Origin of the sequence: Candidatus Pelagibacter communis (assembly GCF_001179965.1) — a bacterium.
Classification (GTDB): domain Bacteria; phylum Pseudomonadota; class Alphaproteobacteria; order Pelagibacterales; family Pelagibacteraceae; genus Pelagibacter.
Map to the genome: position 1 here is coordinate 25,135 of NZ_CVSH01000026.1, position 25,470 is coordinate 50,604.

29 protein-coding genes and 3 pseudogenes are annotated in these 25,470 nt (G+C 30.8%); 9 read left to right on the forward strand and 23 right to left on the reverse strand.

Features of this window, described 5'->3' with window-relative positions:
• Positions 1 to 429: a 30S ribosomal protein S16 gene (rpsP, locus tag AMN73_RS04605; RefSeq protein ID WP_075534441.1), complete on the reverse strand. Its 429-nt coding sequence runs from the start codon at positions 427 to 429 to the stop codon at positions 1 to 3.
• Between the two features lie 14 nt (positions 430 to 443).
• A complete protein-coding gene (gene ffh, locus AMN73_RS00960) occupies positions 444 to 1,802 on the reverse strand; it encodes a signal recognition particle protein (RefSeq protein WP_075534442.1) in 1,359 nt (452 codons plus the stop codon).
• A gap of 158 nt (positions 1,803 to 1,960) precedes the next feature.
• On the opposite strand from ffh, the gene AMN73_RS04510 reads away from it, so the two are divergent.
• From AMN73_RS04510 to ftsY, 3 genes and pseudogenes are all read left to right on the forward strand, one after another.
• The gene (locus AMN73_RS04510) at positions 1,961 to 2,128 is read left to right on the forward strand and encodes a hypothetical protein (protein WP_256997811.1); all 168 of its coding nucleotides are present in this window, start codon (positions 1,961 to 1,963) and stop codon (positions 2,126 to 2,128) included.
• Between the two features lie 40 nt (positions 2,129 to 2,168).
• A pseudogene (gene dapF, locus AMN73_RS00965) lies at positions 2,169 to 2,786 on the forward strand (diaminopimelate epimerase); the annotation flags it as partial.
• Positions 2,786 to 3,703 carry a signal recognition particle-docking protein FtsY gene (ftsY, locus tag AMN73_RS00970; protein ID WP_075534443.1) on the forward strand — a complete coding sequence of 306 codons (918 nt, stop codon included), beginning with the start codon at positions 2,786 to 2,788 and terminating at the stop codon, positions 3,701 to 3,703. The pseudogene dapF and the gene ftsY, both read left to right, overlap by 1 nt.
• On the opposite strand, the gene AMN73_RS00975 is transcribed toward ftsY, so the two are convergent.
• From AMN73_RS00975 to hspQ, 20 genes and pseudogenes are all read right to left on the reverse strand, one after another.
• Entirely contained in the window at positions 3,700 to 4,248 is a 549-nt protein-coding gene (locus tag AMN73_RS00975; RefSeq protein WP_075534444.1) for a hypothetical protein, read from the reverse strand. The two genes, ftsY and AMN73_RS00975, sit on opposite strands and share 4 nt — an antisense overlap.
• 48 nt (positions 4,249 to 4,296) lie before the next feature.
• Positions 4,297 to 5,103, reverse strand: a complete 807-nt coding sequence (locus AMN73_RS00980) for an alpha/beta hydrolase (protein WP_075534445.1) — start codon at positions 5,101 to 5,103, stop codon at positions 4,297 to 4,299.
• Positions 5,104 to 5,111: 8 nt separating this feature from the next.
• Positions 5,112 to 5,288: a hypothetical protein gene (locus AMN73_RS04415; protein ID WP_179850064.1), complete on the reverse strand. Its 177-nt coding sequence runs from the start codon at positions 5,286 to 5,288 to the stop codon at positions 5,112 to 5,114.
• Positions 5,281 to 6,618 (reverse strand): amidase, encoded by a 1,338-nt coding sequence (locus AMN73_RS00985; protein WP_075534446.1) that lies wholly within the window; start codon positions 6,616 to 6,618, stop codon positions 5,281 to 5,283. The genes AMN73_RS04415 and AMN73_RS00985 overlap by 8 nt, the downstream gene beginning before the upstream one ends.
• Before the next feature lie 7 nt (positions 6,619 to 6,625).
• Positions 6,626 to 7,987: a TRAP transporter large permease gene (locus AMN73_RS00990; RefSeq protein ID WP_075534447.1), complete on the reverse strand. Its 1,362-nt coding sequence runs from the start codon at positions 7,985 to 7,987 to the stop codon at positions 6,626 to 6,628.
• Entirely contained in the window at positions 7,977 to 8,564 is a 588-nt protein-coding gene (locus AMN73_RS00995; protein ID WP_075534448.1) for a TRAP transporter small permease subunit, read from the reverse strand. The genes AMN73_RS00990 and AMN73_RS00995 overlap by 11 nt, the downstream gene beginning before the upstream one ends.
• An 87-nt stretch (positions 8,565 to 8,651) precedes the next feature.
• Positions 8,652 to 9,797 carry a TRAP transporter substrate-binding protein gene (locus AMN73_RS01000; RefSeq protein ID WP_075534449.1) on the reverse strand — a complete coding sequence of 382 codons (1,146 nt, stop codon included), beginning with the start codon at positions 9,795 to 9,797 and terminating at the stop codon, positions 8,652 to 8,654.
• 124 nt (positions 9,798 to 9,921) lie between these two features.
• Positions 9,922 to 10,875 (reverse strand): 2-hydroxyacid dehydrogenase, encoded by a 954-nt coding sequence (locus tag AMN73_RS01005; RefSeq protein WP_075534450.1) that lies wholly within the window; start codon positions 10,873 to 10,875, stop codon positions 9,922 to 9,924.
• 10 nt (positions 10,876 to 10,885) lie between these two features.
• A complete protein-coding gene (locus AMN73_RS01010; protein ID WP_075534451.1) occupies positions 10,886 to 12,262 on the reverse strand; it encodes an FAD-binding oxidoreductase in 1,377 nt (458 codons plus the stop codon).
• 41 nt (positions 12,263 to 12,303) lie between these two features.
• A complete protein-coding gene (locus AMN73_RS01015) occupies positions 12,304 to 13,467 on the reverse strand; it encodes a pyridoxal phosphate-dependent aminotransferase (protein ID WP_075534452.1) in 1,164 nt (387 codons plus the stop codon).
• 14 nt (positions 13,468 to 13,481) lie between these two features.
• A pseudogene (locus tag AMN73_RS01020) lies at positions 13,482 to 14,634 on the reverse strand (alpha-hydroxy acid oxidase).
• A gap of 12 nt (positions 14,635 to 14,646) precedes the next feature.
• Positions 14,647 to 15,165 carry an acyloxyacyl hydrolase gene (locus tag AMN73_RS01025; protein ID WP_075534453.1) on the reverse strand — a complete coding sequence of 173 codons (519 nt, stop codon included), beginning with the start codon at positions 15,163 to 15,165 and terminating at the stop codon, positions 14,647 to 14,649.
• A gap of 31 nt (positions 15,166 to 15,196) precedes the next feature.
• On the reverse strand, positions 15,197 to 15,568 hold the full coding sequence (locus tag AMN73_RS01030; protein ID WP_075534454.1) for a cytochrome c-type biogenesis protein: 372 nt from the start codon (positions 15,566 to 15,568) through the stop codon (positions 15,197 to 15,199).
• Positions 15,565 to 16,083, reverse strand: a complete 519-nt coding sequence (locus tag AMN73_RS01035) for a DsbE family thiol:disulfide interchange protein (protein ID WP_075534455.1) — start codon at positions 16,081 to 16,083, stop codon at positions 15,565 to 15,567. The genes AMN73_RS01030 and AMN73_RS01035 overlap by 4 nt, the downstream gene beginning before the upstream one ends.
• Positions 16,073 to 16,630, reverse strand: a complete 558-nt coding sequence (locus AMN73_RS04515) for a cytochrome c-type biogenesis CcmF C-terminal domain-containing protein (RefSeq protein ID WP_256997812.1) — start codon at positions 16,628 to 16,630, stop codon at positions 16,073 to 16,075. Before AMN73_RS04515 ends, AMN73_RS01035 begins: the two co-directional genes overlap by 11 nt.
• Before the next feature lie 47 nt (positions 16,631 to 16,677).
• On the reverse strand, positions 16,678 to 17,952 hold the full coding sequence (locus tag AMN73_RS01040) for a heme lyase CcmF/NrfE family subunit (RefSeq protein WP_256997813.1): 1,275 nt from the start codon (positions 17,950 to 17,952) through the stop codon (positions 16,678 to 16,680).
• A 1-nt stretch (position 17,953) separates the two neighbouring features.
• Complete coding sequence (ccmE, locus tag AMN73_RS01045; protein WP_075534456.1) at positions 17,954 to 18,373, reverse strand: cytochrome c maturation protein CcmE; 420 nt, start codon at positions 18,371 to 18,373, stop codon at positions 17,954 to 17,956.
• A gap of 9 nt (positions 18,374 to 18,382) precedes the next feature.
• The gene (locus AMN73_RS01050; protein WP_075534457.1) at positions 18,383 to 18,613 is read right to left on the reverse strand and encodes a heme exporter protein CcmD; all 231 of its coding nucleotides are present in this window, start codon (positions 18,611 to 18,613) and stop codon (positions 18,383 to 18,385) included.
• Positions 18,610 to 19,314 carry a heme ABC transporter permease CcmC gene (gene ccmC / locus AMN73_RS01055; RefSeq protein WP_075534458.1) on the reverse strand — a complete coding sequence of 235 codons (705 nt, stop codon included), beginning with the start codon at positions 19,312 to 19,314 and terminating at the stop codon, positions 18,610 to 18,612. The genes AMN73_RS01050 and ccmC overlap by 4 nt, the downstream gene beginning before the upstream one ends.
• Before the next feature lie 174 nt (positions 19,315 to 19,488).
• Positions 19,489 to 19,809 (reverse strand): heat shock protein HspQ, encoded by a 321-nt coding sequence (gene hspQ, locus AMN73_RS01060; RefSeq protein WP_075534459.1) that lies wholly within the window; start codon positions 19,807 to 19,809, stop codon positions 19,489 to 19,491.
• 80 nt (positions 19,810 to 19,889) lie between these two features.
• Between hspQ and AMN73_RS01065 the strand changes: the two genes are divergently transcribed.
• Together AMN73_RS01065 and AMN73_RS01070 are read left to right on the forward strand one after the other, a co-directional pair.
• Positions 19,890 to 20,441, forward strand: a complete 552-nt coding sequence (locus tag AMN73_RS01065) for a septation protein A (RefSeq protein WP_075534460.1) — start codon at positions 19,890 to 19,892, stop codon at positions 20,439 to 20,441.
• Positions 20,434 to 20,772, forward strand: coding sequence for a DUF2794 domain-containing protein (locus AMN73_RS01070; protein WP_075534461.1), 339 nt, complete (start codon positions 20,434 to 20,436; stop codon positions 20,770 to 20,772). The genes AMN73_RS01065 and AMN73_RS01070 overlap by 8 nt, the downstream gene beginning before the upstream one ends.
• 8 nt (positions 20,773 to 20,780) lie before the next feature.
• Here the strand turns inward: AMN73_RS01070 and AMN73_RS01075 are convergent, their stop codons facing one another.
• Positions 20,781 to 21,536, reverse strand: a complete 756-nt coding sequence (locus AMN73_RS01075) for a Bax inhibitor-1/YccA family protein (RefSeq protein ID WP_075534462.1) — start codon at positions 21,534 to 21,536, stop codon at positions 20,781 to 20,783.
• A 59-nt stretch (positions 21,537 to 21,595) separates the two neighbouring features.
• Here AMN73_RS01075 and AMN73_RS01080 point away from each other — a divergent pair.
• The 4 genes and pseudogenes from AMN73_RS01080 to AMN73_RS01095 all read left to right on the forward strand — a co-directional run bounded on the left by AMN73_RS01080 (position 21,596) and on the right by AMN73_RS01095 (position 25,459).
• Positions 21,596 to 22,634: pseudogene (locus tag AMN73_RS01080) on the forward strand (aldo/keto reductase).
• Positions 22,625 to 23,131 carry an invasion associated locus B family protein gene (locus tag AMN73_RS01085; protein ID WP_075534463.1) on the forward strand — a complete coding sequence of 169 codons (507 nt, stop codon included), beginning with the start codon at positions 22,625 to 22,627 and terminating at the stop codon, positions 23,129 to 23,131. Before AMN73_RS01080 ends, AMN73_RS01085 begins: the two are co-directional and overlap by 10 nt.
• Before the next feature lies 1 nt (position 23,132).
• Complete coding sequence (locus AMN73_RS01090; protein ID WP_075534464.1) at positions 23,133 to 24,317, forward strand: argininosuccinate synthase; 1,185 nt, start codon at positions 23,133 to 23,135, stop codon at positions 24,315 to 24,317.
• A gap of 5 nt (positions 24,318 to 24,322) precedes the next feature.
• Positions 24,323 to 25,459 (forward strand): FAD-binding domain-containing protein, encoded by a 1,137-nt coding sequence (locus AMN73_RS01095; protein WP_075534465.1) that lies wholly within the window; start codon positions 24,323 to 24,325, stop codon positions 25,457 to 25,459.
• The last annotated feature ends 11 nt before the right edge of the window (positions 25,460 to 25,470 follow it).

Here is a 25,470-nt window from a genome sequence, read left to right on the forward strand (position 1 = left end):
TTATTTTTTCTCCTCTGCTTTAGGAGCTTCTTTTGGAGCATCTGCTTTTTTCTCCTCTGCTTTAGGAGCTTCTTTTGGAGCATCTGCTTTTTGTCCTTCTTTTGGTGACTCCTCTTTTGCCTCTTTTTTTCTTTCTTTTTTTGGTACAGCCTTCATTGGATTATTACCTTTTGCTGGCATAGGAATTAGCTCATGTTCACCAAGTAATCTAGCAACTCTAGTGGTTGGTTGTGCGCCTTGGCTTAACCAATATTTTATTCTATCCGTTTGAAGTCCAATTCTTTCTTTTTTTTCTTTTGGAAGCAAAGGATTAAAAAAACCTAATTTTTCAATAAACCTTCCATCTCTTGGAAATTTACTATCAGCAACAACTATTTTGTAAACTGGTCTTTTTTTTGTCCCTCCCATCGATAATCTAAGTTTTAACATTATTCTCCTTTTTTTTATTTTAGTTGATTAAAAAGTTCAGGCGGAATACCTTTATCTGCCATTCCTTTCATATTTCCTTTTGACATCTTTCTCATCATTTCAGACATCATTTTAAATTGCTTGAGCAATTTATTGATAGTGGCTATGTCTGTACCAGAGCCATTAGCAATTCTTTTTTTTCTTGATCCATCAATTATTTTTGGATTTTGTCTCTCTTTTTTAGTCATCGATAAAATAACAGCTTCATTTTGAGTTATAACTTTTTCATCTATTCCAGATTGATCCATTTGTGATTTTATTTTTGAAACCCCAGGAAGAAAGGACATTATGCCCTCTATGCCACCCATTTTTTTCATCTGCTTTAATTGTGATAAATAATCATCTAAAGAAAACTGGCCCTTCTTTAAATTTTCTTCTGTTTTTTTTAATTTCTCTTCATCAAGATCTTCAGCAGCTTTTTCAACAAGGCTAACTATATCCCCCATTCCTAAAATTCTGTTTGCAATTCTTTCGGGATAGAAAACTTCAAGATTTTCAATTTTTTCACCAACACCTAAAAATTTTATTGGAACATTTGCTACATATTTCATGCTTAATGCAGCTCCGCCTCTTCCATCTCCATCAGATCTTGTAAGAACAATTCCTGACAAATTAACTGTATTTTTAAATTCTTTAGCCACATTTGCTGCAACCTGACCAGTAAGCGAATCTGCAACCAAAATTGTCTCTACGGGATTTATAATTTCTTCAATTTGCTTAATTTCACTCATCATTTGTAAATCGATTTGGGTCCTACCCGCAGTATCGAATAATATTACCTCTGATCCATTAAGACTTGCGGCACTCAAAGCTCTTCTACATATATCAGCTGGTTGTTGTCCCTCAATAATTGGTAAGGTGTTAATATTATGCTGTTCTCCTAAAAGTTTAAGTTGTTCTTGAGCTGCGGGCCTATAAATATCTAAGCTCACAATCATTACTTTCTTTTTTTTATTTTTTTCAATAAACTTTGCAAGTTTTGCTGTTGTTGTGGTCTTTCCAGATCCTTGTAAACCTACCATCATCATAGATACTGGAGGTACAGCATTAAAATTTAAATCAGTATTTTCGCTTCCTAATAAATTTATTAATTCATCATTTACAATTTTCACCACCATTTGTCCTGGCGATGTAGATCTAATGATTTCTTGTCCTAATGCCTTAGGTTTAATTTTATTTACAAAATCTTTAGCAACCTCTAATGAGACATCTGCCTCTAAGAGTGCCAATCTGATATTTCTTAACCCTTCATCAACCTGCTTCTCATCTAGAGATGCTGACTTTTTTAAGGAGGAAAATATTTCCTCGAATTTATTAGTTAAATTTTCAAACATAATTTCATCCAGCAGTTATCGCACCAGTGGGCGAACCCTCGCTGACTGGTGTCGATCTCTTTGTTGCCAAAGACACCGCAAATTGCTGTTTTTGCGGAAACTTCGACAAACTATAATAGAGGTTCAAAAAGTCAATAAATAAGTTAAGTATTAAATATATGGAATTTAGAGCTTTTAAAATGGATGGTTTGGGTAACGATTTTATAATTATAGATAATAGAGAAAAAATTATAAATCTTACAAAAGACCAAATTATAAAAATTTGCGATAGAAATTTTATTGGTTGCGATCAGTTAATATTTATTAAAAAAAAACCAAAACTCTGATGGTTATCTTGAATTTTTTAATTCTGATGGTGGAAAAGCAGGTGCATGTGGTAATGGGACAAGGTGTGTCGCTGATTTTATAGCTAAAGAAAAAAATAAAAAAATTGTTAATTTAACTACTTCCTCTGGAAATTTGAAATCTGAGATAATTGGAGAAAATATTGTTTCAACTGAAATGGGACAACCAAAAACAAAATGGAGCGAAATTCCATTATCAAAAGAATTAAATACAATAAATTTAAATATTAAAATTTTTGATAAATTTAAAAAAGAATTCCAAGGCGGTACAGCAGTAAATATCGGAAACCCACATGTAGTTTTTTTCGTACCAAGCATTGATAACTTCGATATAAAAAAAATAGGTCCTGAAATTGAAAATCATAATTTATTTCCGGAAAAAACAAATGTTACTTTAGCAAAAGTAATTAGTAAAAATTTAATAAAAGTGAATGTATGGGAAAGAGGGGCGGGAAATACAAAAGCTTGTGGAACTGCAGCTTGTGCAACTGCAGTAGCGGGTAAGTTGAATGACTTAACAGATCAAAAAGTAGATATTGAATTTGCTACTGGTAAATTGGTTGTCAAAATTGATGAAAAAAATTCAATTCATATGAAGGGTCCAGTTTCAAAAATAAATACTATTAATGTCAAATTGTAATGAGCATATTTGAAAAATTTAAAATAGGCTTTAAAAAAAGTGCGCAGAATATTTCCTCGGGTTTTCGAGAAATTCTTATAAAGAAAGAAATTGATGATAACTCACTTAATAAAATAGAGGAATTTTTAATAAGTTCTGATGTAGGAATTGATGCAGCTTCTGAAATAAGAAATATTTTAGCTCAAGAAAAAATTGACCCAAGTTCGGACTTAATTGGAGAAATAAATAAAGTTCTTAAAAGGTATATTGTCTCTACTATGGGTAATTTTGAGAAAAAAGATTTTTTCAAAAATAATAATAATTTAAATGTTATATTAGTGGCTGGTGTCAACGGCTCTGGAAAAACAACAACGATTGGTAAAATCGCTAAAATTTTTAAAGAAAATAATAATAAAGTAGTCTTGTCTGCGTCTGATACATTTAGAGCTGCAGCAATTGAACAATTAGAAAATTGGGCAAATAAAATCGGCGTCGATTTGGTAAAATCAAATCAAGGGTCGGATCCTGCATCTGTTGCATATAAAGCAATGAGTTTTGCTAAAGAAAATAATTTTAACCAATTAATTATTGATACAGCTGGAAGGTTGCAAAATAAAAAAAACTTGATGGAGGAGTATAAAAAAATTGCAAACGTTGTAAAAAAAATCGACGATAATGCTCCAAATGAAGTTATTTTAGTTTTAGATGCTACTTCAGGACAAAATATACTGAGTCAAGTTGACGAGTTTAACAAAATTATTCCCATCACCGGACTTGTTATGACAAAATTAGATGGAACAGCAAAGGGTGGAATTCTCTTAGCTTTATCTAAAAAATATAAAATTCCAATAATAGGACTTGGTTTAGGTGAAAAAGAGGATGATCTTCAAATATTTGATGTTGAAAAATTTGCTGAAGCTTTTACTCAAATAAATTAGTTTATTAAATTTTTTGATATCAAAGGTTTAAATAAATTACACTCATGCTTTTTATCAAGAGCAGCATATCCACAATTCTTAGCATACGAAGAAATTATAAAACCTAATTTACCACTCCTATCGTTGGATCTTAGTTCTTTTTTTTGAATATCAAATGTAAGATTTTTTGAGATGTTTTTATTTGCACTAACCATCACTAATGTATTATTATCCTCTAAAAGATAATACGCAAAATCCTCTGGAAATACTGGATAATCATAATCCATTAAAAATAATTTAGCTTTATTTGGAAACCACTCATAAGAAATAAGAGGTAGATCCTTTTTTAATTTATGGTCATATAGATAAAGATCTTGTGGATAATCAGTTACATAATTTAAATCCTCTCCTCTTGCAAGTATGGCATTTTCTCTTGTTTTAAAATATAGAGTGAATTTTTTGTCATAAGACACCATTTTACCTATATGAAAGTATTTATCTGATTGATCCGAAGAAGCATTGCTACAAATTAAAAGTAAAAGTGTAATTATAAAAATATTTCTCATAAACAAAATTTAATTGTAAACTTTGAAGAGTATTTGTTTAAAATGTGTCTATTTTAGACTTTTAATAAATTTTTGAATTTCGCTGATTAAATTTTGATCGAAATTCATCATATGATCATCATTTTTTATAAAATATTTTGATTTTTGAGTGTTTGATTTTTCAAAGATTTTAACACCCATGCTAAAAGGAACTATAGTATCCTCCTCACCGTGCATCACTAATAGGGGGGAATTTATTTTTTGAATCTTATTAATAGAGTCGAATTTATCTTTAAGAATAATTTTTACTGGAAAAATTGGATAATATTTTTGTGCAAGTCTTGTCATTGAAGTAAATGGGGATTCTAATATTATCCCTGCGAACTTATGTTTACTCGCTAAATCAACAGCAACTGCTGTACCAAGAGACTCTCCATATAAAATTATATCTTTATCTTTAACACCATTGTTATTCAGCCAAATTTTAGCGGATTTTGCGTCTTCATATAAGCCACTCTCAGTTGGTTTTCCCTCATTTCCACTGAAACCTCTATAAGCAATTATTAAGTAATTTATTTCAAGTTTTGAAAGTTCGTTTAGTTTATAAATTCTATTATCGAGTTTTCCAGCATTTCCATGAAAAAAAAGAATAGTTTTATAATCTGAGTTTTTTTCAAAATACCAAGAAACAAGTTTATTTTCTGATTGAATAAATTTTTTTTCTATATTGTGGTTTAGGGATGTTTCATCTAAGTAATTATTTTCACTTGGATGATAAAGTAATTTTCTTTGATAAAAAAACAAAAAAATTATTACAAAGATATATAAAAATAATAATATTAAAAAAGAATTAAGAGCGATGCTTCCTAGCTTCATTAAAAAAATTATTTTTTATCGAAAAAGGCTTCATATAGCATCATGAATATGGCAACTCCCATTAGTAAGTAGACTGGCAAAACATCCCAAAAGGTTATCATCATTGATCTTGTTAATGTTGTAGCAAGACCAACTAGAAAAAAAACTGCAAAAGACAAACCTATTAATGTAGTTATTTTATTCATTAAACTCCTTACTTTTTTGTTCAAGCCATCTCGCGGTACTTAAAAATCTGAGATCGTCATATTTATCTCCAACAAGCTGGACACCTAAGGGTAGATTATTTTCTCCTTGAAGTAAAGGCAGAGAAATTGCTGGTGTATGCATATAAGACCAGACTCTATTAAAATCTGCACTTCCAGTGTCTTTTAGTCCTTTATCTGCTACCCCAGTGCTACACGGGCTTAATACTCCGTGGTAATCCTCGAATACCTCTTTATAAGACTCATAACTTCTTTTCATAAAATCAACTGCATCTAAATATTCTTTTGCTGAATATTTCATTCCTCTTGCGATTGCTGATTGCATTTGTTTTGATAGCTTATTTTTAGACTTTTTGTAGTAAACTTGAAAGTTATTAGCTAAGTCGGTTTCATGAATAACTCTGTGATATTTATCTATATCCTTAAAATATGATGGCGTATCGAATACTTCAATATTTTTTTTAAAAGTTTTAATAAAGTATTCAAAAGACTCTCTTGATTTTTTATCAATCTTTTTCCAGCTATCGGTTTTATAAAAAATAAATTTTGGCTCAAATAATGGTGCTTTCAAACATTCTTCCAACATAAACTCTGATGAATAATGTATAGTCGCTTCATCGTACTGATCTTTTTTAATTAACACCTTTGCAAGTAAAGCTACATCCTCGACGGTTTTTCCGAAAACACCTATATGATCTAGATTATATGATGTTCTGAGAACACCATTTCTTGATATTAATCCATAACTTGGTTTGTAACCAACTACACCACAATAAGAAGCAGGTCTTATAACGGATCCGCCAGTTTGAGATCCAATAGATAATGGAGCCATATGAGTTGCAATTACAGCAGCTGATCCACTCGAGGATCCACCAGGTGTTCTTGTATAATCATGAGGATTTCTTGTTGCTGGAGGCCCAAGATAGGCAAGTTCTGATGTTGCTGTCTTACCCATTATTATTGCACCTTCAGATTTTAATAAGTCAACTATTTCAGCATTTTGCGATTGAGTTCTACCTTTTCTTAAAACAGTGCCACATTCTGTTGGCATATCATAAGTGCCAATTATATCTTTTAAAGCTACAGGAACTCCATGAAGTAACCCCATCGGTTTACCTGACTTTCTATAAGTATCTGCTTCTTGGGCTTTTTCTAATAATAGTTTTTTATCAAAGAATGCCCAAGCTTTAACATCTTTTTCAAATTTGTTTACTTGAGAAATATAGTGCTCACACAACTCTAAAGAAGTCATCTCGGATTTTCTAATCTTTTCTGCTAATTTAGATATTGGTAGTGAAAAGACATTCGTCATTTAAAAATTACTCTGCAAATAATGTATCAGGTAACCACAATGCTATTCCGGGAAATATATACATTAAAACCATAGCAAGAATTACAATTCCAAGGAAAGGCATGATTCCTCTAAAAATTTCCATTAACTGAACATTTCTGCTTTGAACACCCTTTAAGTAGTAAGCTGACATCGCCATGGGGGGAGTTAAGAAAGATGTTTGTAAATTTAGCGCAATTAACATTGCAAAGAAATAAGGATTAACTCCAAAAAACTCTACAAGTGGTAAAAAAATTGGCACAAAAATAATTAATATTTCTGTCCATTCAAGTGGCCATCCTAAAAGGAAAATAATAATTTGTGTGATTACTAAAAATTGCCATGGTTTAATATCCATTGATTTAAAAAAATGTTCAAATACCTCATGTCCTCCAAGATAAGAAAATACTGAGGCAAAAGTCCATGACCCTACAAATAACCACATAATCATAGCGCTAGTTTTTGCAGTCAAAAAAACAGACTCTTTAAAATTTTTCCATTTAAGAGATTTATAAAAATAAGAAAGCACTAATGCTCCAAATGCACCAACGGCTGCTGCTTCAGCAGGTGTAGCTAATCCAGCTAATATAGTTCCTAAAACTAGGATTATTAATGAAAATAATGGAACAAATGAGACTAATACTTCTTTTAAAATTTCAGATCTTGGAGGAATTTCTTCAGCTGCAGGTTTTGGAGCTAAAGAAGGATTAAAGTATGCTCTTATTATAACATAAAGAATATATAACCCTGCCAACATCAATCCTGGAAATATTGCTGCAGCAAAAAGTCTGAGTGGAGACAACTGAGCGATTACTGCATAAACAATTAACATGATACTTGGCGGAATAAGAATTCCTAAACATCCACCTGAGCAAATTACTCCCGAAGCAAATTTTTTGTCATATCCAGCTCTAATCATTGCGGGCCAAGCAAGAAGTCCCATAAGTGTAACGACAGCACCAATTATTCCTGTAGCTGTCGAGAATAATGCACAAGTTACTAATGCAGCTACCGCCATCGACGCTGGAAGTCTGTGCGACGCTAGTCTTATTGCAAAAAATAGTTTTGCTACAATACCTGCTCTCTCTACTAAATATCCCATAAATAAAAATAAGGGGACTGCTGTTAAAACGGTATTATCCATAATTGTATACGTGTTAGAAACAAGCAAAGAAAATATCCGATTATCAAACAAGTGATCCATTCTAGTTGGATCAAAATAAGCGTAATAACCAAAACCAACACCCATTGCTAGCAATGTGAACGCAATCGGAAATCCTAACAAAACTGCAAAGAGAAATAAACTCATCATTAAAATTGCAATCTCTGGATTAGTTAATTCAAATAACATCTGCTTGATCGTCCTTTTGCGAAGTTCTCATTAAAACTTTTTCTGTTTCCTCAGCATCTGCAGATGCTCTTTGAGGCCAATGCCCAGTTCTAATACAAATAATTGCTCTGCATACCTCACTGACACCTTGTATGGTTAATAATATTCCAGACAATGGTATTAATGATTTTGCCATATAGATTTGTATTTGTGCTGGACTGTTCCAACTCGTTTCTTTAATTTTCCAGGCTAAAGCTGCATATTCATATCCGTAAAAAGCTAAAGCTAAAATTCCAGGAAAGAAAAATATAAAATAGAGAATTAAATCGATCCAACCTTGTACTCTTGTTGGAAATAATCTGTAAATTACGTCACCTCTTACATGAGCTTCTGTCGATAAGGTGTATGCTCCTGCCATCATAAAAATAGCTCCATACATTTGTAAACTAAAATCGAAATTCCATAATGTTGGGCTATTGAATGCATATGCCATGATAACTTCATAGCAAGTTCCTCCCATAAGAATGACTATACACCAAGAAAAAGCTTTACCCATTGAAGCACTAAGTGTGTCGGCAAATTTTATGAAAGATTTCATTATCGTACTTTATGTTAAGTTATATTAACAAAGCAAACAAAAAAAAGGGGACCAAATGGTCCCCTTTTTAAATATTTAAGTTAATAATTATATCTTAACTTTACCAATAGGTCCGAACTCATTTTCATAAGCTAATTTGTAATTAGGCTGGTTCATCAGCAAGTACTTCATTACTCTTTTAGCGTATGCTTTTTGAGAATCTACGATTTTCTTAAAGAAAGGATCTTTCTTATTGAAATCACCGATTACTTTATCCCAACCTTTTAATTGTTGAGCTAAAATCTCATCAGACGTTTGGTAAACATTAACTTTATGTTCATTCATTAATTTAGATAAATCAGCTGAATATCTAACTAATGCTTTGAAATAGTTATCTGTGTTTGCAGCATAAGCAGCATTTTTTAATATTGCTTGGTTAGCTGGTGACAGACCGTTAAATGTTTTGTTGTTGATAGGTATTTCAAACATCTCTTGAGATTGGTGGAAACTTCCTAAGTGATAATGCTTAGAAACGTCTTGCATACCAAACTGAGAGTCTGAAGTTGGGTTGTTAAACTCAGCAGCTTCAATCAAACCAGTTTTCATAGCTGGTTGAATTTCACCACCTGGTAACTGTCTAACGACCATTCCCATTGCAGTAAGAACGTTAGTTGCAAGACCAACTGTTCTATACTTCATACCTTTAACATCAGATACTTTTGTTACATTTTTCTTAAACCATCCAAACGGTTGTGCTGGCATAGGCATGTGAAAAACACCTGTATAGTCGAAACCTACTTTTTTAATAGTCTCTTCATAAAGTGCTCTTCCTCCACCATACTCCATCCATCCCATTACTTCTTGAGATGACATTCCGTACGAAGGTCCAGTTCCGAATAGTGAAGCGGCCGGATTCTTACCATACCAGTAAGCCGTTACCCAGTGACCCATATCTACAGCTCCTGAACTTACAGCTTGTCCAATTTCACTAGTCTTAACAACTGCTCCAACAGGTTGAAGATCAATTTTTAATGATCCACCTGACATGTCGCTAACCATTTTGCAATAGTCTCCTGCCATTTCAAAAAATATGTTAGCACCACTTGGCCATGCAGCTTGCATTTTTAGAGTCTGTGCAGCACCTAAATTTACATACGGCATTGCAACAGCTGCTGCACCCGCTGCGGCTGCAGTTTTAAAGAACTTACGTCTTGAAGGAATTTTTCCCTTCAATGATTTTTTTTCTTTAACCATTGTTTTCTCCTCTTAGTTAATTAACTTAAAATAATTAAAGCATATTAGGAGTTGTGAGTCCCTTGTTAAATGGTCCTCAAATAAGTTTTTTTCAACTTGAAGTGGTAATTACTTTAAAATACTTCTAATTTACTTTATTTTTACAATTACCCGTTTTGAAATATTCCTCAATATTATCTATCGCTAAATTAGCCATTGCTGTTCTTGTTTCTTTTGTGGCACTCCCTAAGTGGGGAAGTATAAAAGCACTTTTATGCTTGAGATAACCTGGATTTAAATTTGGTTCACCTTTATAGACATCTAAACCGACTGCATAAACTTTTCTTCTATTCAAAGCATCTATTAACGCTTCATCGTCAACAATATCTCCCCTTGCAACGTTTGTAACAACTGCACCCTTTGGCAAAAATTCCAAAGTTTCTTTATTTATAAGATTTATGGTTTCTTTTGATGCAGGGCAACAAACGGATAAAACATCAGATACGGACAATAAACTTTTTAAATTATCATGATATGTTGCTCCTTGAGCCTTGTCTTCACTTAGTTTTGACCGATTGTGATAATGAATAATCATGCCCAATGATTTTGCAACTTTAGCAATTTTTTGTCCAATTCTACCCATGCCAAGTATTCCTAATCTTGTTCCTGTCAATTGTTTACCTATCAAATAATCCGCCGACCATTTCCAGTCTGATGCTCTTGCACCATCTATGCCTTCTGAAGCACGTCTACATGCACCCAAAATTAGTAGTATACCTATTTCAGCAGTTGCATCAGTAAGAACTTCAGGTGTATTTGTCACTGCAATATTCTTTTTTTTGGCAGCTTCTAAATCGATGTTTCCAAAACCCACAGCAAAATTAGATAAAATTTTTACTGTGTCTGGTAATTTTTTAATTGTTTCTTCATCCAATTTATCTGTTAATGCTGAAAGAATACCATCGCATCCTTGGCTTAATTCAATTAATTTGCTTTGAGAGTAAAGTTCATCATTGTTGTTAAGTCTAACATCATATAGCTCTTTTAATCTATCTTCATTTGATTGCAGTAATTTTCTTGTAACTAAAATTTTTTTCATATTTTTTCTTTTAATTTAAGTCAAAAATTTTTCCTGGATTCATTATATTATTAGGATCCATTGTTCTTTTAATTGATTTCATAACTGGAAGGTTATCTGGATGTTCTTTTAATAGATAGCTTTTTTTATGTAAACCTATGCCATGCTCACCTGTAATTGTACCCTCAAGCTCAAGTGATTTATCAATTAAAATATCATTAAAATATTTTATTTTCTTGTATGCATCTTGTTCTTTTGGGTTGTAAGGCATCATAATATGAAAATTTCCATCCCCTAAATGACCAACCATTGGAGCCCTTAAACCTAGTTTTCTTACCTCTTTTTCAGCAAAATTTACACACTCTGTGATTTTTGAAATTGGGACACAAACATCTGTGGTGTACACTCTTCCATCATTTATCAAAGCTTTCACAGAGTACCAAGCATCCCATCTGGCTCTCCACATTTTCTTTCTTTTTTCAATTGTGTCAGCCCATTTAAATTTACTTCCATTATTATTTTTTGAAATTTCCTCAACTACCCCAATTGCCTCTTTATTTGATGTTTCTGAGCCGTGAAATTCAAAAAATAAGGTTGGCAACGCGCTTACATCTTCAAGTTTAGAGTAGTTTATACTTATTTCCATTTGATCTTTATTAAGCATTTCAACTCTAGCAATAGGAATTCCATATTGTATTGTCTCCTGAGCAGTTTTAACTGCATCTTCAAGTGTTGGAAAATGACAAACTGCACTCATGATGCTTTCGGGTATAGGTGATAATCTCAATTGGACTTCGGTTATTATTCCAAGTGTACCTTCAGATCCAATAAATAAATTTGTTAAATTATATCCAGCAGAAGTTTTTTTGGCTCTTCCGCCAGTATTAATTATATCGCCATTTGGTAATACAACAGTTAATCCCGTTATTACTGATTTCATTGTTCCGTATTTAACTGCCATTGTTCCAGATGCTGATGTAGATGCCATACCTCCTAAAGATGCATTTGCTCCTGGATCAATCGGAAAAAAAACACCGTCCTCTCTTAAATATTCATTAAGCTCTTCTCTAGTGACGTTTGCTTGCACACGGCAATCAAAGTCAGATGCATTAACGCTTAAAACCTTATTCATTTTTTCTAGAGAAATTGTAATTCCATCTTTATTCCCAACCACATGTCCTTCTAATGATGTTCCTGTTCCAAAGGGAACTACAGGTGTATGATGCTTATTACACAGTTTTAAAATTTTAGAAACTTCCTCATTATTCTCAGGAAAAACTACTGCTTGTGAAAGAACTGGATCGAAAGTATCTTCACCTCTCGCAAAGTTTAATCTGGTTGACTCTGATAAAGAAATTCTATCTTTCAAAAGCAAAGTTAAATCTTTTTTAAGTGATGTATTTTCCATTTACTAAAGGTAGTATACCAAGCAATTGGTTAAATTAAAACTTAGCCAAGCATTTTTTTAATGTTATCTAGAGCTTGCGAAATATTATCTCTAGATGCTGCAAAACTAAATCTTACGTAATCATTGCAACTTTTACCAAAAGCAGTCCCTGGAACAATTGCAACACCTGCTTCGTGCATGGCTTTCTTACAAAATTCTGCTCCATTCATTCCAGTTCCAATCACTTTTGGAAATGCATAAAAGGCGCCACCTGGCAAACTACACTCAACACCAGGCAAACTATTTAGTCCTTCATGAATTAGTTTTCTTCTTGCTGTAAATTTTTCCATCATTTCATGGATTGAGTCATCAGGGCCATCTAGAGCGGCTATGCCAGCAAATTGAGCTGCTGCATTTACACATGAAACACTATTAATTAATAATTTGTTTACATGTTCAACTAAATGTTCTGGCCAAAAACTCCAACCCAATCTCCATCCTGTCATTGAATAAGCTTTACTCCAGCCCTCAAGAACTATTAATCTATCTCTTAACTCTGGGTAATTAAAAAAGGATGGCATTTCTTTGCCATCAAAAATTTGCCTACTATAAATCTCATCACTTAGTATTGTTACATGAGGATATTTTTTCAAACCCTCTGCGATTTTATCTATCTCTGATCTCTCAACAAAGCTTCCAGTTGGATTATTTGGGTTTATTAAAATTAATAATCTTGTTTTGTCTGTTATTAAAGAAAGAATTTTATCTGCGCTAAATTTTAAATCTTTATCTTCAGTCAAATCGTATGGTACTGAGGTTGATCCTGTATAGTTTATCATTGACTCATATATAGGAAATGCTGGAGTAGGATGAATTATTTCTGCACCTGGCTCACCAAAGCATTGAATTGCATAGCTCATGGTAGGTTTTCCACCTGGCATTATTAAAACTCTCTCGAAACTTATGTCGACGTTGTATCTCTTTTTAACCCATCTTGCTACTGCTTGCCTACACTCTGGTATACCGTTTGACATCACGTAACCATGATGACCATCGTCTAAAGCTTTTTTAGCTGCATCAACCACATGTTTTGGTGTTTTGAAATCTGGCTGACCTAAACCTAAGTGAATCATTGGTTTTCCTTGAGCCTCTAGTTTTTTAGCTTCTGCAAGAACACTAAATGCAGTTTCTGTTCCGAGTCTATCTAAGCTTTTTGCAAGTTTCATTTTATCTCCAATTTTTATTTTCTATAAATTATCTTCGAGCTATTTAATTCTCCTAAATTTTTACAGCCCATTAGCACCATGTTTCTATGTATCTCATCATGCATGTTTTGTAATAAATGTTCAACGCCTTGTTGACCGCCTGCGGCCAAAGAGAACAGAAACATTTTTCCGAAACTACACGCTTTTGCGCCCGCTGCCAAGGCTTTTAATACATGCGTTCCTCTCCTAATTCCACCGTCTAGAATTATTTCAAGTTTATCTCCCACAGCATCTGAAATTGCTTTTATCTGATCAAAAGGTGATCTCGAACCATCTAATTGCCTGCCGCCATGATTTGATACCATTATAGCGGTACATCCAATATCAATTGCTCTTTTAGCATCATCTACTGACATAACACCTTTTAACGCAAAAGGTTTTCCCCATTTTTTTACACAATATTCTGCATCCTTCCAATTCATGGCTGGATCATATTGTTCGTTAATATATTCGATTACAGACTTTGAAATGTTAGTACCTTTATCTGTTTTTTTTGAAACGTTTGCTAATTCAAATTTTTTTCCAGTTAAATAATTAAAAACCCAAGCTGGACGCATAGCAAAACTTAATAGACTATTCATTGTAAGTCTGGGTGGAGTTGTAAATCCGGTTCTATGGTCCTTTTCCCTATTACCTGCAACAAGAGTATCAACGGTCAAACACATTCCATCAAAATTTGACCTTTTGCATCTATCAATTAAATCATCTGTAATAGATTTATCCTTGTGAACATACAATTGAAAAAGTTTTGGCCCACTTGAAATATTTGATATTTCCTCAATCGTATTATTTGCCATTGATGACATGCTATAAAAAGTTCCAAAATTTGCTGCAGCTTTAGCAGAAGCTTTATCACCTTCGGGATGATACAATCTCTGCATAGCACTTGGTGATAAAAAGATTGGCATATCAATTTTCCTTCCAAATATGCTGGTTGATAGATCAGGCTTTCCAACACTTGCAAGAATATTTGGCACAAGATCACAATCATCGAAAGATAAAGTATTTCTTTTTAGTGTTTTTTCATCATCTGATCCGCCGTCAATATAATGGAAAATTGGTGATGGAAGTTTTTTTTTTTGCTAATTTTCTAAAATCATTAAAATTGTAACAATCAGTAATTTTCATTATTTAAAACTATTAAAACTTCTTTAAGAAATTAAACATATAGCTATTGGCACCAGGATTCTTATCTCCAAAATTTGCATTTGATATATGATTATATGATAGACCAAATTCAGAGTCTTTAGCTAGATCAAGTGAGAGCTGCAGCTCGCTTTTAAATTCAATCATGTGACCCAAATCTTTTCCATCGCCTTTGCCGTAAAGACCTGGAGTAAAGCTTGGTGTAAAGTTAAGTTTTCCTAAATTATAATCAGCTTGAACACCTGTATATAAATATGTAGCATTATCACCAGTCATCATAAAGCCTGTTATTGGGGACAAAGTTCCTATAAAACTATCTCTGTATAAATCTTCATTTTGATGTTGAATTCCAAAAGCAACAGATTTTCTATAGTTGTCACTAAAATCAAACATGCCAGTGTAAAAATTATATTTATGGGGATCTATTTTCTTTTTTATTGCTTCATCACTTTTAGAAGTCGAAAAGGAAAGAGCAAATATAGTTAATACAATTAAAAAATTTTTTAAATTCATATTAAATTTATAATATATTTATATCGTATTGTTACTTCTTGAAAACACCTAATTTTCTTATAATTATGGCACCTCCTACAACAAAAAGTATAATAGGTAAGCCCCATAATAAATAAGTTCCTTTGTTTATTTCTGGATTATACAAAACCCATTCTCCATAATTTTTCTTCATAAATTGGTAAATATCTTTTTCGGACATTCCATTTGATAAGTTTTTTCTTACTACTATTTTCATACTCTCAGCAAAATCGGACTGAGAGTCATAGATAGATTGACCTTGACATATTAGACAACGAAGATTTTTAAAAATTTTATTCTCTAATTCAGTAGGTTTATCTACCGCTAGTAAATAATTATTACTTAAAATGATAAAGAAAGTTATAAAAAAAATTAGTTTTTTCATTTTATTAATTCTAATATTTCATTAAATTTTTCATTATCTATGGGTCCAATAATTTTTTTAATTATTTTCTTTTCTTTATTTACAATAAAAGTTTCGGGAACACCGTATGCACCTAACTCAATTGATGTAATACCATTTTTATCTGATAAAATTTTTGAGTAAGGATTACCAAGCTCATTTAAAAAAGATTGAGCATTACTAATATTATCTTTGTAGTTAATGCCTAACAAATTCAAATTTTTATTATTAAGTGCCATTAGAAATGAATGCTCAGCTCTACATGGAACACACCAAGATGCCCATATATTAATAATATAATAACTATTTTTTTTTAAAAGATTATCAGAGATAACCTTTTCTCCTGAAAAAAAATCATTGCCTACAAAATTCGGTAGCTCAATTTGTTTATCAAGTTTTGGTGTATATATATTAGGTTTCTGCAAACCTACATAAAATACTGCAAAACAAAAGGAAAATAAAACAAAACTGATAGTAACAAATATTTTATTTTTCATTCCTTAAAAAATTAATACACCCGCCAATCATTATAAGAATTGTAGAAATCCATATCCAAACCATTAATGGTTTTTCTTGGTAGCGGACATTGAAATATGTTTTATCTTTAACAGGATTTATAACTAAAAATCTATCTTTAAAAATACTTGTTTTAATAAAAGCTTCACTAGTGATGACCTCTGGTTGATTATATATCCTTACTTCAGGCATAAACTTAGTATCAATTTTTTTTTTATGTCTAATAATAAAAACTCCAACAATTTTTTCAAAATTTGGACCTGAGCTTGTCTCTATTTTTTTAAAAATAATTTGATTATTTTCAAAACTTAATCCCTCACCAACCTTCAGATTTGCTATGATTTCTTTTGAAAAAATTGCATTTAAAATAATACTTAATATAAGAAGACTAAATCCAAAGTGTGAGACAGTTTGTGAAAAATTTTTATAACCTTTTTTTAAAAAATCTTTTACAGTCGTAAAAAATAAGTAAAAATTAGCTGCAAGTAATAATAAAGTAAGAAGCTTTACTTTGCCTATTATTTTCAAAATAAAGAAACTTAAAAATAAGTTTATAATAAAAAATGTAAGCAAAATTATTTTTTTTCAATTTTTTTACTACTTAACCATCCTAAATTGGGGCCAAGTGACATAAAAATTAAAAAGGGAATTAAAAAGGGAATAATAAGCTTATTAAAAAATGGCGGTCCTACTGAAATTCTTTGGTTTGATATTACTTCTAGAAAAATTGGATAAATTGTACCTATTAAAATTACTGACAAAAAATACATCAAAAACCAATTATTTATTAAAATATGACTTTCTTTTGTGATTAACCCAAAACTTTTATTGGAGAAATTTAATTTATCCTCATAAAAAAAATAAAGTACTAAAGATAAGAATATTATAAAAAATAAAAAAATTAAAATATATAAACCTCTTTCGGGATCATTTGCAAAAGTGTGAACTGAATTTAGAATTCCAGATCTTACCAAAAAAGTTCCACAAACGCTCAAAGTAAAAGTAGATATACATAAAATTATTGACCAGGATCCTAAAGATGATCTTTTCTCTAAAACTAATATACAATGCAGAAGAGCAGTTAAACTTATCCATGGCATTAAAGATATATTTTCGACCGGGTCCCAAAACCAAAAGCCACCCCAACCCAGTTCATAGTAAGCCCAAATGGAACCTAATAAAATACCTCCAGTTAGAAAGATCCATGAGCAAAGTATCCACTTTTTAATGTGAGATGCCCAATTGCTGTTAACATTGCCCATTACTAAAGAGGATAGACCTGAAGAAAAAATAATGGATGTAGAAACGTAACCCAAATAAAGAATTGGTGGATGAATGGCTAATAATGGATCCTGTAGAATAGGATTTAGTCCTAGTCCCTCTTTTGGAGAAGGAAATATTTCATTAAATGGATTTGATGTAAAAATTAAAAAAGCTATAAAACCAAAGATTATGATTTGTTGAAATATAACAGTTAGTAGCCTTTCCTTAGTTGATCTACTATATGATCTAGAGAAATATAAAAAGTTAATAAAGGTTAATATTAATAACCAAAGCAATAAACTTCCCTCATGGTTTCCCCATAGACCACTTACTTTATAAAAAAATGGTTTTGTTGTATGCGAATTATAATAGACAGTAATATTACTAAATTCTGAATTTATAAAAAGAATAAGTAAACAAATAAAACTTACAAGAATAAAAAAAAATTGAAAAAAAATTAATTTTTTTAGATCTATTTTTATTAACTCATTAAGATTTTTTAATCTAAAAATTGTTCTAAAAAAAATTGCAAAAGATAGGAAAAGCGAGATAATTACAGAATAATTTCCAATAAAATTAAAAATCAATTTATTTATCCCCCTTTTTGTTGCTTAATTCTGGAGGCATATAGTTTTCATCATGCTTAGCTAAAATTTTTACTGCTTTAAAATAATTTTTATCTCTCAAAAATCCTTCCGCAACTACTCCTTTATTTTCTTGAAACAAATTTGGTACAAGACCTGAGTAAGTTACATTAATCTCATTTTTAAAATCGGTAATTACAAATATGATCTTATCATTATTTACGTTAATAGAATTCTTTTTAACCATGCCACCAATCCTGATTTTATCTTTTTTTAATTCACTAAGAGCTTTTATCTCTGTGGGCGACAAAAAATAAACAACATTTTCTTTTAATGATACCAAAACTAAATAAATTGTTAATCCAAGAGATAAAATTAGAACTATTAAGAATGTAAGTCTTAACTTAACTTTTTTACCATACATTTGTTAAAGTTAAATTTTTGAAAAAATACTTGCTGATAATATTTCTTTGTTAATTTTTTGTTTATTAGCTACAGAAACTTTATCCAGTTTAAGTTTACCAAATTTTTCAGCAAATTTTTGTTTCTCTTTTTTTAGCTGATATCTAACAATCAAGTATAGTCCTAAAAAACTTACCATTGTAAAAACGAATGCAGAAAAAACATAAACACCATATCCATTCATGCTTAAAAAATTTATCATAGTCTATCTAAACCTTTATTTTTTATCTTTATCAGTTCTGTATTATATTTCATTAAAAAAATCAGCAAAGAAAACAGGGCAAATGCCGCAGTCATTATTATCAAAGGCACCAACATCGACTCATGAATTTTTGAATCAGATAATATTTTTATGGAGGAAGGTTGGTGAAGTGTACTCCACCAATCAACAGAGAATTTTATAATTGGTATGTTAAAAGCTCCAATAATAGTTATTAAAGACGTAATTTTTACAACACTATCTTTATTCTCAAAAATTCTCCAAGCTAATAGGTACATCAAATAAAATAGGCACAAAATTAGCATAGTTGTAATTCTAGCATCCCAAGCCCACCAAGTTCCCCACGTAGGTTTGCCCCAAATCGATCCTGTTACTAAAGCAATTAAAGTAAAAATAAATCCCGATGGCGCCAGACTTTTAGTAATTATTACTAAATTTTTATTTTTAAAAATAAAAACTAAAATAGATAAAAAAGCCATGGAAGAAAAAATTCCTAAAGATATCCACGCAGATGGAACGTGTACATACATTATTCTAACCGAGTGTCCTTGCAAATAATCCTCAGGAGAAATAATTAAAGCTTCAATTAATCCTAACGATAAAACTGCTAAGAAAAATACTAAAATTAAATTATGGTACTTGTTAATAAATGAAAAAATTTTGCTTTGATTAAAAAAATTCATCCTAAATTATATACAAATTATTAAGAGATTGAATGAGCTAAAAGGTCAATACTGACCAAGAATGAGAGGGAGATAATTTATAAGGGAAACAATTTCATTCTCGGTCAGTAAAAATTAAATAACAAACCTATATGACAAAGTTTTGAGCTAATTGTGTTTAAATAATGTATTTGGTTAATTTGAAGGCTTAAAATAGCTAGATCCCTTTTTGCCTGAGAAAATTTCGTTAATTAAAGGATGTTTAATTGGCTCTTCTGAGTCGTCGACTAATAGATTTTGCTCTGAGACGTAGGCTTCATAAGTAACATCATCATTCTCAGCAAGAAGATGATAAAAGGGTTGGTCTTTTCTTGGTCTCACATTCTTAGGAATAGATTGGTACCATTCCTCGGAATTACTGAATTTAAAATCAACATCATATATTACACCTCTAAAATCAAAGTGTTTATGTTTAACGATGTCACCAATTGAAAACTTTGCTTTTTGAATGCTCATTAGAGTTATTATATGTGTATTTAAATTTAAAAATCAATAAAAAAATATTAAAGTTTTTTGAAATCTGTTAATATCTTTTTGTGAATAAATCATTTTTCAAATTTGTCACAGACTTTGGTCCACTTTTAATATTTTTCTCTTTTTATTACAAAAATGATAAAAGTTTAGAAATAGCAATACCTCCTTTCATAATTGCCACACTAATCGCTTTAATTTTTGTTTGGATAAAAGAGAAAAAAATTCCAATGGTTCCTCTTATAGGAGGAATTTTGATAACTTTTTTTGGCGGTTTGACAATTTATTTTAAAAATCCAATTTTTATTTATATTAAGCCTACAATAATCAATATATTATTTGGACTAGCTTTAATGTTTGGGAAGTTTTTTACTAAAGAACCATTGTTAAAGAAAATGCTGGATGGTGCAATTAAAATTACAGATGAAGGTTGGAGGATATTAAACCAGAGGTGGGTATATTTCTTTTTTGCTCTTGCGATAATGAATGAAATAGTTTGGAGGACTCAAACAGAGGAATTTTGGGTAAATTTTAAAGTTTGGGGGATGTTACCTATAACATTTATATTCACTGCTTTTCAATTTAATGTAATTAATAAGTACAAACTTGATGAATAAAATCCTCAAACTTGTAGTAGATAACACCACGAATGAAAAAGATAAAAAACATTTTTTTGAAAAGAATGAGTTAAAAATAATACTAGACCTATATGCAAAAATGGTTTCTCAAGGTTCTTGGAAAGATTATGGTCTATCTATATCAAGTAAACAAGTTGGATTTAGTGTTTTTAAAAATTCTGCAGAAAATGCAATGTATAAAATTTGCAAAAATTTTAAACCTTCAAATAAAAATTTGAAATATTTAATAACAGATTCAAAAGGTAAGATTTATAAAAACTCTAATAGTTTAGAGGTATTATTAAAAAGTACAAATTGGAAAAAATTATAGAGATCGAGTTATCTTCTTTGTCCGAAAAGTCTTAGAAGCATTATGAACAAGTTGATAAAATCTAAATAAAGGGTAAGTGCACCCATTACTGCTTTTTTACCGATAACTTCACCTGAATCTGATGCCGCGTACATATTTTTGATTTTTTGAGTATCGTATGCAGTTAAACCAACAAAGATTAATACTCCTAATATAGAGATAACAAAATACATCATCGCAGATTTTAAAAATATATTTACAAGTGATGCAATAATTATTCCAATTAGACCCATCATTAGAAAAGATCCAAATTTTGTTAAATCTCTTTTAGTAGTGTATCCATAAATACTCATAGCACCAAAAGTAGCTGATGTGATGAAAAAAACTCTAGCAACACTTACACCAGTATAAACTAGAAGGATCCAAGACAATGACAATCCCATTAAAGCCGCAAAAATCCAAAATACTGTTTGTGCCTTAGCAGCACTCATTTTGTTTATTCCAAAGCTCATATAAAACACCACCCCTAGCGGAGCTAACATCACTATCCATTTTAAACCTGAAAAGAAAAGTGCATTACCTAATGAGGTAAAACCTACGATGGCACCTTGAGAGTCTGTTACTACAGACATCTTAAATGATAATAACGCAATAATTCCAGTTAGAAGGACACCAGTTGCCATATAGTTATAGATCTTTAGCATGTAAGATCTTAGACCTTCGTCCCATACTACGGTTTTTTTGGCAGCTGTTGCCTGAAAGATATTTTGTCTATTAAAATCCATATAATATATATAATAATATTTTTTTATATTTTCAAGTAATCAAAAAAAGCAAAATTTTAATGAATTATAAGAAATTGGGTAACACAGACTTAAAAGTGAGTACAATTTGTCTCGGTACCATGACCTGGGGTGAACAAAACACAGAGCAAGAAGGTTTTGAACAAATGGATTTTGCTTTAGATCAAGGTGTAAATTTTTGGGATACAGCAGAAATTTACTCAATTCCACCAAAAGCAGAAACTTTCGGTCACACAGAAATTATAATTGGTAACTGGTTTAAAAAAACAAAAAAAAAGAGAAAAAGTCATCCTTGCAACAAAAGTTGCGGGTCCAATGAGATCATATGTAAGAGGTGGTGGCAATCAATTTGGAATTAAAAATATGACAGAGGCAATTGACGGAAGTTTAAAAAGATTACAAACAGATTATATAGATTTATATCAATTGCATTGGCCTGAAAGAAATACCAATATGTTTGGAAGACTGGGTTATGAACATAATGACAACGGTGAATGGAATAAATTTGAAGATGTTTTAGAAAACTTACAAAAATTCATTCAAGCAGGTAAGATTAGATACGTAGGATTATCAAATGAAACGCCGTGGGGAGCTTCTAAATTTTTACAAATTTCTAAAGAAAAAAAATTACCAAGGATGATGTCAGTTCAAAATCCATATAATTTACTTAACAGAACTTATGAGATAGGTTTAGCGGAAATATCTGTGAGAGAACAAATGGGCCTCTTAGCTTATTCACCTCTTGCAATTGGTTTCTTGACTGGGAAATATAGAAATCAAGAAAGACCAGAAAAATCAAGACTTGCGGTAGATGGAGATTTTTGGACGAGATATAATAAGCCAAATACTGAAAAAGCTGTTGATGCTTATTATGAAATAGCTAAAAAATTTGACTTAGATATGGCCCAGATGTCTTTAAAATTCTGTGAAATTCAACCCTTCGTTACTAGTGTAATAATTGGCGCTACAAGAATGGATCAGTTGAAAACAGATATAGAAAGTGTAAATGTAAATTTAACAAAAGAAATTTTAAAAGAAATTAATGAAGTGCAAAGTATATATCCAAATCCATGTCCATAGTTAAAAAAATATTATTACTATCTGTGTTAATGACATTAAGTCTTGCTGCATCAGCTGAGGAAATAAAAAAAATAGGTAAATTTAAAGATTGGGAAGCTATGGTTTTAGTAAGAGATAGTGGCATTACTTGTTTTGCTCAATCAAAACCGGTTCTTCAAGCTCCAAAAACAAACAAAAGGGATGCAAGACTATTTGTTAGTTTTAGACCCAATGAAAAAATTAAAGATGAGATAAGTATTACTTCAGGTTATGAGTTTAATAAAAAAAATTCTATTACTGCTAAGTCTGGAAAGTACAAATATAATTTTGATATTTCGCAACAAGGCTTTGCCTGGATTGCAGATGCTAAAATTGAAAAAAAAATGATTAAAACTATGAAAAGAGGATCAAGAATTATGATATCAGGACATAATTCATCTGGTTCACAAACTATTGACCATTATTCACTTCTAGGTTTCACAAAAGCTTATAACGAGGCAAAGAAAAGCTGTAGTTAGAATAATGAGTAAAAAAAAAATTGTTCTCGCTTATTCAGGCGGTTTAGACACTTCCATAATACTTAAATGGCTCCAAGAAAACTATAATGCTGAAGTAATTGCTTATACCGCAGATATTGGCCAAGAACTCAATAAAAAGAAAATAATTAAAAATGCAAAAAAACTAGGTGTAAAAAAAATAGTCATCAATAACCTTAAAAATATTTTTGTAAAAGATTACGTATTTCCAATGATTAGAGGTCACGCCATTTATGAAGGTGTTTATCTATTAGGTACATCAATTGCTAGACCTTTAATTGCAAAAGACCAAATTCAAGTTGCAAAAAAAAATAAAGCTTTTGCTGTTTCCCATGGATCAACAGGCAAAGGAAATGATCAAGTAAGATTTGAATTGGGTTATCATTATTTTGGTCCAAAAATAAAAGTTATTGCTCCTTGGAGAATTTGGAAATTAAAATCAAGAACAGACTTAATAAATTATGCAAGAAAGAATAATATTTCAATTCCAAAAGACAAAAAAGGGGCGCCACCCTTTTCAGTTGATGATAATTTATTTCATACATCGACTGAGGGTAAAGTTTTAGAAAATCCAAAAAATTCAGCTCCAGAGTTTATTTTTCAAAGGACAATTTCACCTGAGAAAGCACCTAATAAACCTACTTATTTATCAATTGGATTTAAAAATGGCGATCCAACAAGTGTAAATGGAAAGAAATTAACTCCAGAGAAAATTTTAGAAAAATTAAATCAGTTAGGTGGAAAAAATGGAATTGGGAGAGTTGATTTAGTTGAAAATAGATTCATTGGAATAAAATCTAGAGGAGTTTATGAAACACCCGGAGGGACATTGCTTTTAATTGCTCATAGAGCAATAGAGTCTGTAACACTAGATAGAGATACTATGCATAAAAAAGACTCCATTATGCCAAGATATGCTGAATTAATTTACAATGGTTATTGGTTTTCTAAAGAAAGATTAAAATTACAAAAAATTGTGGATCAAAAAAGAAAGAAGGTTAATGGAACTGTAAAACTTAAGCTATATAAAGGAAATGTTACAATTCAATCAAGAATGACAAAAAGTAGTGCTTACTCAATGAAGAAAGTCTCTTTTGAAGAAAATAAATCTTTTAATAAAGCTAATGTTGAAAGGTTTATTAATTTCCACAAAAAAAAATTAAAATAACAAATATGAAGTTTGAAGCCTCGAGAGCGAAAGCTATAAATAAATTAAATAATTTTGTTGAAAATAATCTTTCTGATTATTCGAAGCTAAGAAACTTTGATTTTGGCCCTGATAAACGAAATAATGTTTCTTGCTTATCACCTTATATAACCCATGGTGTAATTAACGAAGTTGAAATAATAAAAAAATCACTGGATAAGTATTCTTTTTCAAAAAACGAAAAGTTCATACAGGAAGTACTCTGGAGAACATATTGGAAAGGTTGGCTAGAATTAAGACCAAATGTTTGGGACGACTATTTAATTGATCTTAAAAATATTCGAGAAAAATATAAAAACGACACAAATTATCAAAATGCAATAAATGGTAAAACTAATATTGATTGCTTTAATGAATGGGTAAGTGAATTGAAAGAAAATAACTACTTACATAATCATACAAGAATGTGGTTTGCCAGTATTTGGATTTTTACACTTGATTTGCCTTGGCAACTTGGTGCAGAATTTTTTATGCATCATCTATATGATGGAGATGCAGCATCAAATACTCTCGGATGGAGATGGGTTGCAGGAGTTCAAACACAAGGAAAGCATTATCTTGCGAGCGAATGGAATATAAAAAAATTTACCAAAGATAGATTTAAAAATATTAAGTTAAATGAGAACGCTCCTCCAAAAATTTCAGACAAAACTTACTCAATAATAAAACAGAATTTTATTAATTCTGAAAATATTGAAGAAAATAGTTTGTTAATTTTTGATAACAATCTTTCTTTTGAATTCACTGACTTTAAAAATAAAAAGTTCAAAAAAATTTATTTAATATCTAATAGAGATAGATCAATCAAACTTAGTGAAAAAGTAATGAAATTTAAATCACTTTTAATCAATGATCAGGAACATAGATTAAAAGAGCAATCAATTGATTGCGAAGTTATTGATATAAATGAAATTAAAAACATCGATGAAAAAATTATTGGATTATATCCAAATGTTGGTGAAAACTTAGATTATCTAAATACAAATAACTTAAATTTGAATTTTCTATACAGAAAACTTGACCAGTATTCTTGGCAATATTGTAATAAAGGATTTTTTAATTTTAAAAATTACATTCCTAAAATTATTGCAACTTTTAGCTAACTTTTAGATAT